Annotated in this window: 11 protein-coding genes; 5 read left to right on the top strand and 6 right to left on the bottom strand. The window is 58.2% G+C overall.

Annotation, left to right across the window (positions count from 1 at the left end; translation table 11 throughout):
- Window positions 1-777: 777 nt before the first annotated feature.
- Window positions 778-1,884, top strand: coding sequence for a hypothetical protein (locus ACYJ11_RS05145; protein ID WP_461646969.1), 1,107 nt, complete (start codon window positions 778-780; stop codon window positions 1,882-1,884).
- 198 nt (window positions 1,885-2,082) lie between these two features.
- On the top strand, window positions 2,083-2,484 hold the full coding sequence (locus ACYJ11_RS05140; RefSeq protein ID WP_461646968.1) for a hypothetical protein: 402 nt from the start codon (window positions 2,083-2,085) through the stop codon (window positions 2,482-2,484).
- A gap of 21 nt (window positions 2,485-2,505) precedes the next feature.
- Here the strand turns inward: ACYJ11_RS05140 and ACYJ11_RS05135 are convergent, their stop codons facing one another.
- From ACYJ11_RS05135 to engB, 5 genes are all read right to left on the bottom strand, one after another.
- Complete coding sequence (locus ACYJ11_RS05135; RefSeq protein WP_461646967.1) at window positions 2,506-3,513, bottom strand: tyrosine-type recombinase/integrase; 1,008 nt, start codon at window positions 3,511-3,513, stop codon at window positions 2,506-2,508.
- A gap of 439 nt (window positions 3,514-3,952) precedes the next feature.
- Window positions 3,953-5,272 carry a cohesin domain-containing protein gene (locus ACYJ11_RS05130; RefSeq protein ID WP_461646966.1) on the bottom strand — a complete coding sequence of 440 codons (1,320 nt, stop codon included), beginning with the start codon at window positions 5,270-5,272 and terminating at the stop codon, window positions 3,953-3,955.
- Window positions 5,269-7,119 (bottom strand): DNRLRE domain-containing protein, encoded by a 1,851-nt coding sequence (locus tag ACYJ11_RS05125; protein WP_461646965.1) that lies wholly within the window; start codon window positions 7,117-7,119, stop codon window positions 5,269-5,271. The genes ACYJ11_RS05130 and ACYJ11_RS05125 overlap by 4 nt, the downstream gene beginning before the upstream one ends.
- A 330-nt stretch (window positions 7,120-7,449) precedes the next feature.
- Entirely contained in the window at window positions 7,450-8,586 is a 1,137-nt protein-coding gene (locus tag ACYJ11_RS05120; protein ID WP_461646964.1) for a hypothetical protein, read from the bottom strand.
- Between the two features lie 249 nt (window positions 8,587-8,835).
- Window positions 8,836-9,453: a GTP-binding protein EngB gene (gene engB, locus ACYJ11_RS05115; protein WP_461646963.1), complete on the bottom strand. Its 618-nt coding sequence runs from the start codon at window positions 9,451-9,453 to the stop codon at window positions 8,836-8,838.
- A gap of 147 nt (window positions 9,454-9,600) precedes the next feature.
- Between engB and ACYJ11_RS05110 the strand changes: the two genes are divergently transcribed.
- Both ACYJ11_RS05110 and ACYJ11_RS05105 read left to right on the top strand, forming a co-directional pair.
- Window positions 9,601-10,881 (top strand): TIGR00341 family protein, encoded by a 1,281-nt coding sequence (locus tag ACYJ11_RS05110; RefSeq protein WP_461646962.1) that lies wholly within the window; start codon window positions 9,601-9,603, stop codon window positions 10,879-10,881.
- 61 nt (window positions 10,882-10,942) lie between these two features.
- Window positions 10,943-11,653: an SIMPL domain-containing protein gene (locus ACYJ11_RS05105; protein WP_170096846.1), complete on the top strand. Its 711-nt coding sequence runs from the start codon at window positions 10,943-10,945 to the stop codon at window positions 11,651-11,653.
- A gap of 152 nt (window positions 11,654-11,805) precedes the next feature.
- Here the strand turns inward: ACYJ11_RS05105 and ACYJ11_RS05100 are convergent, their stop codons facing one another.
- Complete coding sequence (locus tag ACYJ11_RS05100) at window positions 11,806-12,801, bottom strand: NOG1 family protein (protein WP_005537191.1); 996 nt, start codon at window positions 12,799-12,801, stop codon at window positions 11,806-11,808.
- Window positions 12,802-12,895: 94 nt separating this feature from the next.
- Between ACYJ11_RS05100 and ACYJ11_RS05095 the strand changes: the two genes are divergently transcribed.
- Window positions 12,896-13,213: an ASCH domain-containing protein gene (locus ACYJ11_RS05095; RefSeq protein WP_004590920.1), complete on the top strand. Its 318-nt coding sequence runs from the start codon at window positions 12,896-12,898 to the stop codon at window positions 13,211-13,213.
- Window positions 13,214-13,231: the final 18 nt, after the last annotated feature.

The following is a 13,231-nucleotide window of genomic DNA, read 5'->3' as shown; positions in this document are numbered from 1 at the left end:
CCAAGCCGGTCGAACTTGAGCCGTCGAAACCATTTCTCGGCTTGCCCCGTCTCGGATTCTGTGAGGCCGAGTCCATTGGCAAGGGACTGAGATAGGTGACGATTTGAGAGATATGTTTGGAAGGCCTGATTGACTCGACCGGCTCCGTTCTTGTGACCTCGATGCTGAGTATCGAGATGCTTCCAATATGTTCGTTTATTCGTCTTCCGCCAATCAGAGTCACTTTGAAAGTCCTCTGTGGTCTCTACATCTTTGGGGTCAAACCACGACGCGTAGTTCGTATCAGCGTTCTCCAATCCGGTATACGAATGGTTTGACCCATCTGTACTGGTTGCTGGTGCTATTGTTGCGCTCATAGTGCGAGAGAATGTACAGTACCGAAGGTAGACTCTCCACTACTGGTTTGTTGAATGGGATAAGAACCTACCCGCGAACTGCCTCACTCTATTAGATGTTCTCCAGCATCCTAAGTGTGGCGAAAAAAGCCGAATGAGGCACTCTAACGACAGACTAATTCAAACTCCACTCCACTATTCTCTCCACGAACACCCGGGATGTGGGTGTAGTGTTCTGTTTGAATAGGGGTTCTTGCTGGAGGTGCGTGTGTCGGCTGGACTGGTTGAGGCCAAACGCGGGGTCGTGGAGGACTACCCCGAAGTGTTCTGACTCCCCTCCGCCTCATCGCATACCGACGCCGCTGAGCCAACAAGACTCAATTTTTAACGAAGTTAACGAAATTTTGAGTGATATTAAGTACCTTCTGGCTGTTGGTCGTCCATGAAGTTCTCAAGATTCAAAATCAAATACCCAAATACAGCGAGCCTTCTTCCTCAAGAGTTTATGAAGAAGGCTGGAGACGAACACCACCTCCGAAAATCGATTGACCGGAACCGACTTGATTATCTTGATTTGGTTGAGCGTTTAGTCGCCAAATCCCCTGCCGAAGCAATTGCCCAAGGTTCATTCCAGAATTCACTTCATTTGAAAGGTAAGTTTAGCGCCTTCGTCTCAGAGTTGCGCGGGAGTAGGATTATGAATGAGTTGTGTTATCCGACCCCGGCTGATGTGCCGGGGAGTAGCGGATTACCTGACCTGAAATGTGACTCCTACGGTAGGCACGGTATCGATGTTGAAATCACACGACTTTCCAGTTGGGATAAAATGGATAATGTCCAGACAAAGGTTACAGATATGTTCGATGGGACAACGTATACTCCGGTTGTCAATTGGACTGACTATTTTTACATAATGCCCTATGATTATAAACAAATTCGTGCCAATGAAATATTTGTCGAGGATATATTAGATGATTTAGATAACATCAACCCGAGCAACCCTCCAAAAAAGATAGAGAACTATGGTATTGAGATTGAATTTGAAAAAAGCAACCCCTCAAATGGGATAATAGCATCCAGTACGGTTCGTGCATTCCCCGTTGACCCAGAGCAGGCTGTAGAAAGTAGAGTGAAGGAGAAGGCGAAAAAACAGCGAGGCTCCCGCCCTCTTATCATTTTTGTCGATAGCCTCCTTTCATTTCTTGATTTAATAGATATGAAGCAGATACTTCTTGGAACCACTACGGGAACGTCTGGGAGTTTGGATATATCTCCAGAACTAAAACAGTACGAGCCTGTTTGGGGAGACTATCTAAAAAATAACGGCTATCTCCCAAGTAGTTCTAAGGGCCGAATATCTGGTATTCAAAGGGGTGATGAAGGGATATTCTCTGAGAAAGAATTCCGATACGTTGCAGGAGTTCTTTTCTTCGACAGAACAAACACCGCTCAGTATCTACCGAATGTTTACTCGGACAAAATTGAGCATCGGTCTATTCACGAAGATATAGAACAGTCCATCAATAGTCGGATGTTTTCGAACATTTAGGTATTTTGATAATTGGTTCATTTGGTAGTGAGGCAATCTCCCCTCTCCCTCATCGCGTCTTGACTCAGTCGAGCTAAACCGAACGAACTTCCAAGGAATTGGAACTGTTGATTTGATACCCGATTTCGTCTGACTCTAAAGTATCAATTGAGGATATTTTTGTACGTGGTTTAAAATGTATTGCCCGTGTCTGGATAAATGATGGGAAAGAAACGCCGGAAAAATAAAGAGCATAAAATCGGCGAGTCAATGCCGGGAACTGTCGGTGATAGTAAAGGTACTTATCACGATGACGCCTCATCGCCTATGGCGAATGTACATAACCGCCGAAATGGTGAATTAATCAGTGGCCGAGAAGCTGATAGATACCTAAATCCTGAAAAATATAAAAGCGAGAATCCGTCAAGTGGGGAAACTAATCCAAGTGACTGTGAGTATGGTTTCCCACTTACAAAAAGAGAAAAGTCTGCTGTGAAATATGGGCACTACTGGACTCCAGAGCAGAAACGGGAGTTCTTAAATAGTGACACTGAGTTAACTGTTGATGATTTGGGTTGGGAAGATTTAGATTTACCTTCGAAAGAAACTGAAGACGACTAAATCTTCTTTCAGACTGCTGAATTATACGTCTATGATATGTTCCTCCCTTCGCTCCATTTGTTCATTCTTCGTCGCCTTGTCGTAGTGCTTGTCCATGACCTCATGAGACATATCCACTCTGTCGGCGGTCACATCCTTAGGCTGGCCTGCGTTCAATGCCTCGGTAACGTACCCTCGCCGGAGCGCATGGGGACTTACCGAGGCAGGACACTTACTGGCTGTATTGTACGAGGTAGCCTCGCACTCATCGAGGTCACGGTCCATTGGACATTTCCCGGTGTAGTGGCAGGGGCGAGTCACCGTGTAGATGTTCCGCTGGATGGTGGAAGGCTCACACCGTTTCCCGTGAGACGACGTGAGTAGCGGCGTGCGTCCGTGTTCATCCACACCGTCGGGATGGTTGAACCGGAGGTAGTCACGTAGCACGCTGGCAACCTCGTCCGTTATGCGTACGTCACGCTCACCCCGACTCTTGTTTTTGAGCGGCGTTTCAGTTTCTGGCCGATGACGAACACGGAGGTATGGGTTCGCGCCGTCCTCGAAGTCGCGCTTGTCGAGTGCATACAATGAGCTTCGGCGCATCCCGGTCTTCCACAGTACTGCAAAGATGACGTGACGCAAGCTCGCGTACTCGTGCTTGTCCAGATACTCCAGAATCTTCGTCGCCTCATCGCCTGTCAGGACGGCGTCGGCTACCTCGTCCTCGCGGTTTGGCTTCGGGATACGGACTAACCCGTGCATCCCGTCTGGGACGGCGTCGATGTGTTCACAGAAGCGGATGAAGTCTTTCACGCACGTCATGTCGGTCTTGAGCGTGATTGTCTTCACACGCTCCAGCCGCCACTCTTTGAATTGCTGAATCTCGTCACTCGTCAGTGTGTTCAACGTCGTCACGCCCGCCTCATCGCACAGCCAATCGCAGAAGACGTTTAGAGTCGTCTTGTAGTTCGACACCGTCGAATCGGTTACATCGGTGGACTTATCTTTCAGATAGCGGTTCTTCGCTTCGTGTGGTGGGGTTGCGTTCATGTGGTTCTCCGACACCGAACGCACGAATCATCCCGATGTATGCTCGCCCGCAGAGTGGCACATCGGTTTCTTCGCACATACCCGCCGAAGCGCCTTCCCCGCGTTGCGGCCTGAAGGCCCTGCTGAGGCGGTAGAGGCCCCGGGTTCAAATCCCGGCGAGTCCATAACAATTCTTCTACAGTAGAACACGGCAGATTAGCGACAGCACTGCGCCTGAGTGGCAGTTATCGATGTAGAGATGAGGCATGAGAGTCTTGCACTGATTTCATACAGTTGCTGTCGCGGATACTCGGCCCTTTCAGCACACCCGGCGTGGTAATCTGGTATTTTTTCGCAGGAGTACTCGCTCCAAGACTCAACTATCGGAACGACCGCTTTCGGTCTAAGGTTCTCACCGTGCAGAATATGGTGGAAACAACTGACTATCTGCAGTCGCGACTCATTGCTCCCCGTTCCGTCGATAGCCGAGCCAGCCAAGCAACAGCGATAGCGAGACGACAACGGCAGCGAGATCGAATCCGGGGCCGGAGCTATCCGTTGTTGTCGTCTGCGTCTCTGAGGCGAATGTCGTCGTGCCAGTCCCAGCGTCCGAAGCTGTGGTCTCTGCGCCAGTCTGCGTCGTGGTGTCGGTTACAGTGGTCGACGCTGTCGAATCTGGTGTCGGTGAGACAGTCGCAGTTGCTGTGCCATTTATGGTCTCGTTCCCAGTTGTATTCATCGTCCCGTTCGTGGTGCTGTTGGCCGTTCGAACGGTCACGTTACCCACATTGGTTGTGTTGAGTTTCACGGCGTGGACACCGGATGAGTTGAACCGGACTGTGAGGTTCACCTGACGCTGTTCTCCCTCCGGGATTTCGAGGCTCGCGTTCGTCCCCGTCACTGTTCCGTTATCATAGACACGCGCTTCGAACGTTCCGTCATCGTCGCCATCATTCTCGATGGTTCCGGACACCATGACTGACTGTCTAGGCGCGACCGATGTTCTGTTGAGCGACGTGTTTATGATCGAATACGATGGTTCAGGTGGGGAGATAGCACCGCCTCCACCCCCACCCCCACCGCCGCCGTTGTTATCATCATCGTCGTTATCGTTGCTGTCATCATCGCTATCATTGTTATCGCTGTCGTTGTTGCCGGTAGAATCGTCGGTCTCGTTTCCTGCTCCATCGTCAGTATTGGTCGCTGTTTCCGTAGCTGTTGGCGTGTCCGTTTCCGACGGTGTCGCCGTGTCTGTTGGGGTCGATGAACCAGTGTCGACGCGTAGCTCAATACTGTTGTAGGCTTCGGGTGTGACAGTCTCGCCGTCGCTGTCGGACAGTTTCGTGTCCGCGTCGACGAAGTCGAGCTGTGTGGACCCAGACGCATTTTCCGGGACTGTGAGCGTGATTTCGGCGAGAACAGGGTCGTCCGTCTCCCCGGGCCGGAGCTGATTGAACGCAACCCAGCCGGCCTCGTTGTTCACGTTTGTGACGGGGTCGTCGAAGTCGTCGCTCCCGGCAACGGTGTCGATCTCCGCGACAGTTGGGTCGAACGTGACATTGGTCTGGTAGCCACGCACTGCCGTTGCGTTGGCCCAGACCTGCACGGTGACTGTTTCACCGGGAGCAACGGCGAGGCCGTCGCCGGACGCTCCCGAGACAGTGGTACCGACCGAAATCGCGCTTGCTGACCCCGGAGCTATGGTAGCGACCGCTATCGGGAGCGTGCCGACTACGACTGTCAGGGCAACGGCGATAACAAGCGTTCGGCTGGCTCTCATGGGTTATCTCCTGCCAAGTTCCGGGCGGCAACGGCATCGCCGATGTCGACGTCGCCGTCGCCGTCGACGTCTGCCGCGTCCCGGTCGATGTCGACGTCTTCGCCGGCAATCGACCGCTGGAGTCGGTCTACGTCGTCAGTGTCGACGTCACCGTCGCCGTCGACATCACCGGCCACCGTTTCGCTTGGAGTGTAGCTGATAGTCAGCGTTGGTGGTCTGGAACTGTCGGCGCTCTGGATGTCCCAGCCGTCGTTCCCGAGCGGGCGAAACACCCACCCGGCGTTCTGTGCGCCGTTTGCCCACGCCTGCACGCTCGCCGTCACATCAATCGAAGTCTTACCCGTCTCTACTGCGCCGGTTCGTGTGACCGCCTCGGCAACGGCCTGGGAACCATCTGCCTGGATGCCACCGTCGAACGACGCCCACGTCGAATCGGCGCTCCACTCCGTTCGCAGTCGATGGACCGCTGCGCCATCCCCCTCGTCCGACGTTTCAAGCGCTACAGTGGCCTGTTTCACGTCCGACCCGGGCGGTATCTGCCCGCCGTCTGTCCCGATGATACCGTCGAAACGGAGGAGAACCTGCGTGGTACTGCCCGACCCCTCCGGATCGCTGCTGTCGATAGACAGTGTCTCGGCGGTGCCGTAGCTCGCCTCCGGTTCGGCGGCGCGTATCACCGTGTCAGTCGCCCCGCTGTAGCCGTCCGTCCCCTGCTGGAACGTGATAGTCGGTATGTCTGGCGTGTCCGGTGTCGCCGTCGGTGTCGGCGTCCCGGGTGACGACGAACCGAACCGAGCGTCGAAGTCGAGGTCGAACCCGAACTGCGAGTCGTCGTCGGTCTGTTCCTCATCCGTCCTCGGCGAGTACGTCCGGACCTTGATCCGATCCGGCGCGTCCGAACCGTCCCCCGGACGGAACTCGATGCGGCGAAGCAGGCCGTGCCCGCCATCGTCTCGGGTCTGGTAGTTCGCGAGCAGTTCGTACACCGACGAGCCGTCGACGTTTGTCGACACCTGATGGGCTTCCCCGCTGCTCTTGCCCGTGCCATCGTGCCAGTGGCCACAGAGAACCATGAATATCTGGTTGTTCGGCGCGACGAACTCCTCCCAGACGGTCTGTCCCATGCTCCCGATGCCGTTCGCCTCCTGCACCTCCCGGGTCCGTCGCTGTGGCCCGTCGCGGAGATACGAGTGCGTCGTGAGTATCGTCGCCCGGTCTGGATGCTGGTCGAGGATACCCTGTGCCCAGCCCAGCGTTGTCGACTGGTCGTCCACCGGTCCCGGCGGCTCCCACTCCAGGGCGAGATGGAGGAAGTCGTAGCCGCCGGCAGAAAACAGCTGGTAGGTGCTGAGGTTGTCCCGACCTTCGCCACCGGCGGTTGGCCCTGCCCCGCCGAACCAGTCCCGGTCCTCGTACCGCGAGGGGCCGAAGTACTCTCTGTACTTCGCAACAGAGGAATTCCGATCCCACAGTGTCGCGTAGTCGTGATTACCCGTCACGGTGGCGTAGGGGACCACCCCATCGAGCGTGGACATGGCTTCGTCCATGTACTCCCACTCCGCGTCGTTGTCACCGTGATCGACCACATCGCCCTCGTGGCTGACGAACGCGATGTTTTCGGCGTCCGCGTTGTCAGCGATCCACTGCGTCTGGTCCTTGCCGTAGGGCGTTCCCTCTTTGGCATACACCTGCGTGTCCGGCAGTGCAACGACTGTCCAGTAGTCCGACTGCTGGCCGGTACTGGCGGTGGTTCCCAGCGCGGTGAGGCCCACGCCAGCACCGGCGGCTTTGAGCACCCGTCGTCTGGTCGTGGTGGCCAGCCGGTCGGACCTGTCGCTACTGTCCATACTCACACCCGGAACAGGTCCTGTGGTGAGTCTGGGCGCAACCCCATCGCTTTGTGATCCACCTGTTGTCTCGCCAGCCACGATGATACTGTTGCGTCTGCCACCGGCCGGTGGCCTCGGCATGTGATCGATACATTGCTAGGCTCTCGAACACAGACCCGTTCGCCGAACGGCGATTAGTTATTGATCGGTTACTGCGAGTATGCTGTTGTTTTTCGGCGCTATCGTTACAGGGACTCTTCGTCACAACTATCCACTGACTCACAGCCAGGGGGCTCACCGTCACTCTCGGTTTCACTCCGTTTTCACGACGCATATACGATACTCGGCTCAGTCCATCGCCTGTATCACACGCGGGGAGTCAAGCGATTCGACGGCCTCGACGATGGCGGTGTCGAGGTTGTGGTCGCCCCAGTCCCGTTTCCGGGGGATGTGTGCGCGGTAGGTCGCTACGTCGTCGAACAGCTCGCGGAACGTCGCTCGCTCCTGTTCGACGACCGCATCCAGAGCGGCAACCATTGAGCCGTCGTCGACGAGCGAATCGTAGGCGTGGAAGTACTCCCTGAGCCGCCCATCCCACTCGAAATTACAGATCGACGACGTGGCCGACATCGCGGTGTCGGTCGAGATGCCTTCTACAGTGATTGTCTCCAGGTTCGGTGCGGCCTGAAGGAAAACGACGGAATCGACAGTCGACCGCTCAACGTATTCCGCGCGCGGATACAGGTCCGAGATATTCGTGAAGTCCCGGCTATCATCGCCGAGAAACGTCTCGTTCAGGAATTTGAGCGCTGTTTCCGGGAACGAACCGGTTCTGTCGACTTGCTCGTCGATAAACCCGTGGAGTTCACTGCGCAGCCGGTCCAGTTCCGTGTCGTGCTGTCGCTTTATTTCGGGGAACGACTCGATATTGAACGACTGGAGGTTCACACCGAGCGGGTAGCCGACAGCCGTGCCGTCCGCGCCGACCCAGAGCCGATCATCGGAGAGGAAGTCCGCACCCTCGCGCAACAGCGACAGCAAGGTGTTGGTCTTGCCGGCCCCGCGCCAAGCCGGAAACAGCGTCGTCCGGCCGTCGAGTCGCACGCCCGAGGCGTGTATCAGCGCCTGCTGTCGCGCAGCCCGCTGCTGTCGGATGTGGAACTCGACCGGATAGATGGAGTAAAACGGCTCGAAGCCGTGTGTCACTCGGATGTGCTGCCAGCCCGGCGTCACCGCCATGAAGTCCGCCCCGTTTCGGATGACGAACTCGTCGCCAGTCCAGGCGTAATGGTCGTCAGGGTCCCCGAGAACGATTTCCGCGTGGACCTCGTCTGTCGTCTCTTCGATGACGATGTCGGGATCGTTGACAGGTGTGTCGGTCTCGAACTGATCGTACATCTTCCGGTACTGCCGGCTCGTCCGCCCGCCAGCCCCGAGAACCGTTACGACAACGTCGCCAAAGAAGTCGTACGAGCGTTGGTTCATAGCCACCTCGATAGATGCTGGCCCGGTATCGGACCGAGATAGACAATCATCTGACTCATCGTTCTCGTCTGTACGCGGTTACTGCATATTGTTATATATGCGACAATATGCTACATTTCACTACTAACGAATGATTAGTTCTCGAAAGCAACATATACGGTCCGAGACGACGCATGATACCAAACGCTGGATTTCAGCCGTCACACGGGATATCTTCGGGTAAGGCTGGGTTATGAACGATTTAGCCGCTCAGAAGAACTGAAACAGATCGTCCCGCTGGACCTCGTGGAGGTGGTGTCGGACGGCTTCGTTCAGTGGCTCGGTGGAGCCGCGCTTTGCGCTGATCGGTGCGATAGTTTCCTGCCACTGCTGCCACGGCGGGTGCAGACCGAGGCGGTCACAGAGTTCATTCAGGCGTTCGTCCTTGTCGTCGACCTTGTCCATCTTGTTGACGGCGACGACCGGTTCGACGCCGACCTCCCGGAGGAAGTGAAACATCTCCACGTCGTGGGGGATCTCGTCGGGACCGGAGTGACGGTCGATGATATCGATAACCGACTTGCCGTCCACGACGAGGATACCGACGAGAATCTGCTCGGCGTTCCGCTCAGTGTACTGGATCACGTCGGTCTTGATTTCCTCGCGGACGTCTTCGGGGACGCCTTTCATGTATCCGAAACCGGGGAGGTCACTGATGACGAAGTCGGCGCTGGCCCAGTCGAAGTGGTTGGGCGAACGCGTGACACCGGGTCGCTGGCCTGTGTCGAACGTGTGGCCCGTTATCTCGCGCATCAACGTCGATTTCCCGACGTTTGACCGACCGACGAGCACCACCTCGGCGTCCCGGTCCGGTCGTGACTCGAACATACCCCGTGTACTCCGCCAGCGGGGAAAAGCGCGTCCGTTTCGCGGGGACCGACTGTTTCGTGATTCACGATCGCATTTCAATCCAGTTCTGCACCCACGACCCGCTAACTAGCCGCTTTTTTACCTTCGCGGGTCCCACCCGGAGCCGTGCGGCTGGTACAGATACTGATTCCGACCGGGAAGCGTGATGCCGTGTTAGGCGTGTTAGCCGACGAGGGCATCGACTACGTGCTCACCGACGAGACGAGCGGTCGGGAGTTCACCGCTGTCGTCACCTTTCCAGTCCCGACAAACGCGCTCGAACCAGTCCTCGAAGAGTTGCGGGATGTCGGCATCAACGACGACGGCTACACGGTCGTCGTGGACGCGAACACTGTCATCTCCAGCCAGTTCGACGAGCTAGAAGAGAAGTACGCCGAGGAGGAAGACGAAGACCGCATCGCCCGGGAAGAACTCACATCGAAGGCGAACGATCTCGCGCCCTCGATGTCGAACTACGCGCTGATGACCGTCATCAGCGCGATTATCGCGACTGCGGGGCTTCTGCTCGACTCCCCCGCTGTCGTCGTCGGCTCGATGGTCATCGCACCGCTTATCGGCCCGGCGATGACCGCCAACGTCGGCACCGTCGTCGACGACCACGAGATGTTCGCACAGGGCGTCAAACTTCAGGCCATCGGGCTCGGACTCGCTGTGGCAAGCGCGACTGTCTTCGCCCTGTTCGTCCGGCACGCCAACGTCATCCCGCCGCTCGCTGACGTGACCGCGGTGGGCCAGATACGCGAGCGGGTCGCCCCCGATTTCCTCTCACTGGTCGTCGCACTCGGCGCTGGCGCGGCCGGCGTCGTCAGCCTCACCAGCGGCGTCTCGACGGCACTGGTCGGCGTCATGATCGCCGTCGCACTCATCCCGCCGGCGGCCACGGTCGGCATTGGCATCGCCTGGGGCCAGCCGCTCGTCAGTCTCGGTTCTGCCGTGTTGCTGCTGGTGAACGTTCTTTCTATCAACCTCGCAGTCCTCGTCGGACTCTGGTACCAGGGCTACCGCCCGGAACACTGGTTTCAGGAGAGCGACGCGCGATCGGCGACTCTCAAACGCATCGGCGTTCTCGTCCTGTCGATACTCGTCCTGTCGGCGTTTCTGGGCGGCGTCACCTTCGACTCCTACCAGCAGGCGACGACGGAGTCGGACATCCGCGAGGGCATCGAGGGAAGCGTCAGCCCGCCTGCCAGCGTGCTGTCGGTCGAAGTCGAGTCCACCAACACTGCGATCTTCCAACAGCCCCGCCGCGTCGTTGTCACCGTCGGCCTGCCGCCGGATGCGACGCGGCCGACGCTCGTAGACCGACTGGACGCGATAGCCGACGAACAGGCCGGCCGGAACGTCACGACGGAAGTCCACTACGTCACTATCGAACGCAGCGATTAACGCTCAAAACCGACTTTGAGCGTTCGACGGCATAAATACCGCGGGGTGTGTCGGAGACGATATGGTATCACGACCACTCGCAATCGCTGGCGTGCTAGCACTGCTTGTTGCCGGCGGCGTCGGGTTCGCATTCGCGGACACCGGGGCCACCGCGCCGTCGTCGAACTCGACTGTGAGCGTCAACGCGGACGCCACCGTCGAACGCGCACCCGACCGTGCAACTGTCACCGTCGCTGCCGTGGGTCGCGGTGAGACCGCCGAAGCGGCACGCAACAATCTCAGCGGCGACGCCGACGCCATCACGTCGGCGCTGGAAGACGAGGGCGCAACCGTGACCTCCTCGCGGTTCCAGATCCGCCCCGAGTACGAGGAGAGTAGAGAGGGCCGCGAACAGGTGGGCTACGTGGCGATCCACACCGTCGAGGCCGAAACGAGCAACGTTTCGACTGCCGGGACACTCATCGATGCCGCCGTCGATGCCGGCGCGGACCGCGTCGAGGGTGTGCGCTATTCGTTGAGTGAGGAGACAAGGCAGGACGCCCGTGAAGAAGCCCTGACGACTGCTATGGACAACGCCCGAACGGACGCCGAAGTCGTCGCCGCTGCGGAGGATCGATCCGTCGGTGACGCTGTCACGGTCCAGACCAGCAACCACGGCCGCCCCGTCGTGTACGCGGAAGCAATGGCGTCCGATGCCGGCGGACGGACGAACATCCAGCCTGGCGATGTCACCGTCGACGCTTCGGTTAGCGTCACGTACGAACTAGAATAAGCCGTTCTTATTCGCTACACCGTTCCCTGTTCGCGTTTTCAAAACACTGCCTGTTGGTGACCACAGTCCTCGCAATGGCGACCGCAGTCCTCGCGGGTCGCCGGGCTCCCCGCTCGGCGCTTTCGAGACGCCTCCCGGTGGTCGGCGTCTCGCTACTCGTCAAACGGCAGTTCGAGTTCGTAGTCCACCGCGTCGATAGCGGCCTGCAACACGCCGTCGACGTTGTCGTCTTCGGTGACGCTCATGTAGTGGTCGGCCTCCACGTCCGTCGAGAGGTCGCTCTTGTTCGCGATGGTCAGCACCGGCACGTCGAAGCGCGCTTCGATGGCGTTTCGCAGTTCCAGCTGGTCCGCGAGCGGATAGCCACACTCGCCACTCGGGTCGATGAACACGAGGACTGCGTCGGCGAGGTGTTCGAGCGCGCTCACGGCCTGGGACTCGATCTCGTTGCGGTCCTCCGGCGGGCGGTCGAGCAGGCCGGGCGTGTCGACGAGCTGGTAGCGGATGCGCTGGTCCTCGAAGTGGCCGACGCGGATCTGCGTCGTCGTGAACGGATACGAGGCGATCTCGTTGTCGGCCCGCGTGACGCGGTTGACGAACGACGACTTGCCGACGTTAGGGTAGCCCGCGACGACGATGGCTGGCTCGTCCGGGCGGATGTCGGGGATGTCTTTGAGGGCGTTGTGTGCGGTCGAGACGGCGGCGAGGTCGTCTTCGACTTCCTCGACGACGTCGGCGATACGGGCGAAGGCCTGCTTGCGGAGCTTCCGGGCAGTGTCGATATCGCCGCGGGCGACGCGGCTCTCGTACTCCTGCCGGATCTCGACGACCTTGTCGGCGGCCCACGAGATCTCCGAAAGGTGCTGTTTCAGCGCGTCGATGCCGGGGTCGTCGTCCGCGGGGTAGGCCTCGCCGACGACAGCGTCGGCGAGTTCGACGTAGAAGGGGTCGAGGTCGTCAATCGTCGGCCACGCGGTCACCACGTTCTCCATGTTGTCGGAGGCGATGTTCGACGCTGTCATCAGCATCGACTGCTGGGCTTCGTTCCCGTCCTTGGCCCCGCCGGCGCGTGACGCCCGCGAGAAGGCTTTGTCCACGAGCTCCTCGGCGGTAGGCGTCGTCGGCAGACCCTCGAAGGGATGGCTCATAGGTCCCGTTGACGGCCGGAGCGTAAAAGCGCGTTCAATCGCTCCCCAAACTGTTGCGAGTCACGTTTTTCAACGCCCCGACCGCAACTCCAGTATGGCACAGATTGACGCCGGCGAGATTCTGCCCAACGACCACGTCCAGCAGATGGCCGCCGAGGGACGGGTCACCCAGATGCACCGTGGTCACCAGTATGCTGACGAGGGCGATACCTTCGAGATAGACGGCACCGAGTTCGAGGTGACAGACGTAACACACCGGACGCTTGGCGACATGACTGACGAGGACGCACAGCGAGAGGGGTCAGAGGACCTCGCTGCGTACAAGGAACGAATGAAAAAGGTTCACGGCAGCTTCGAGTGGGACGACGACAGCGAGGTCGTCAGGCACCGGTTTGCGCCCGTCGACGAGTGAGACGGGAGCTTCTGGTAC

Source organism: Haloarcula sp. H-GB5 (assembly GCF_054850705.1).
This window is presented reverse-complemented; position numbering and strand designations above follow the sequence as displayed.

Bases quoted from the DNA above. Each gene is read 5' to 3' on its own strand.
- ACYJ11_RS05145 (WP_461646969.1), top strand. From the start codon at position 778: ATGAAGTTCTCAAGATTCAAAATCAAATACCCAAATACAGCGAGCCTT.
- ACYJ11_RS05140 (WP_461646968.1), top strand. From the start codon at position 2,083: ATGATGGGAAAGAAACGCCGGAAAAATAAAGAGCATAAAATCGGCGAG.
- ACYJ11_RS05135 (WP_461646967.1), bottom strand. From the start codon at position 3,513: ATGAACGCAACCCCACCACACGAAGCGAAGAACCGCTATCTGAAAGAT.
- ACYJ11_RS05130 (WP_461646966.1), bottom strand. From the start codon at position 5,272: ATGAGAGCCAGCCGAACGCTTGTTATCGCCGTTGCCCTGACAGTCGTA.
- ACYJ11_RS05125 (WP_461646965.1), bottom strand. From the start codon at position 7,119: ATGGACAGTAGCGACAGGTCCGACCGGCTGGCCACCACGACCAGACGA.
- ACYJ11_RS05120 (WP_461646964.1), bottom strand. From the start codon at position 8,586: ATGAACCAACGCTCGTACGACTTCTTTGGCGACGTTGTCGTAACGGTT.
- engB (WP_461646963.1), bottom strand. From the start codon at position 9,453: ATGTTCGAGTCACGACCGGACCGGGACGCCGAGGTGGTGCTCGTCGGT.
- ACYJ11_RS05105 (WP_170096846.1), top strand. From the start codon at position 10,943: ATGGTATCACGACCACTCGCAATCGCTGGCGTGCTAGCACTGCTTGTT.
- ACYJ11_RS05100 (WP_005537191.1), bottom strand. From the start codon at position 12,801: ATGAGCCATCCCTTCGAGGGTCTGCCGACGACGCCTACCGCCGAGGAG.
- ACYJ11_RS05095 (WP_004590920.1), top strand. From the start codon at position 12,896: ATGGCACAGATTGACGCCGGCGAGATTCTGCCCAACGACCACGTCCAG.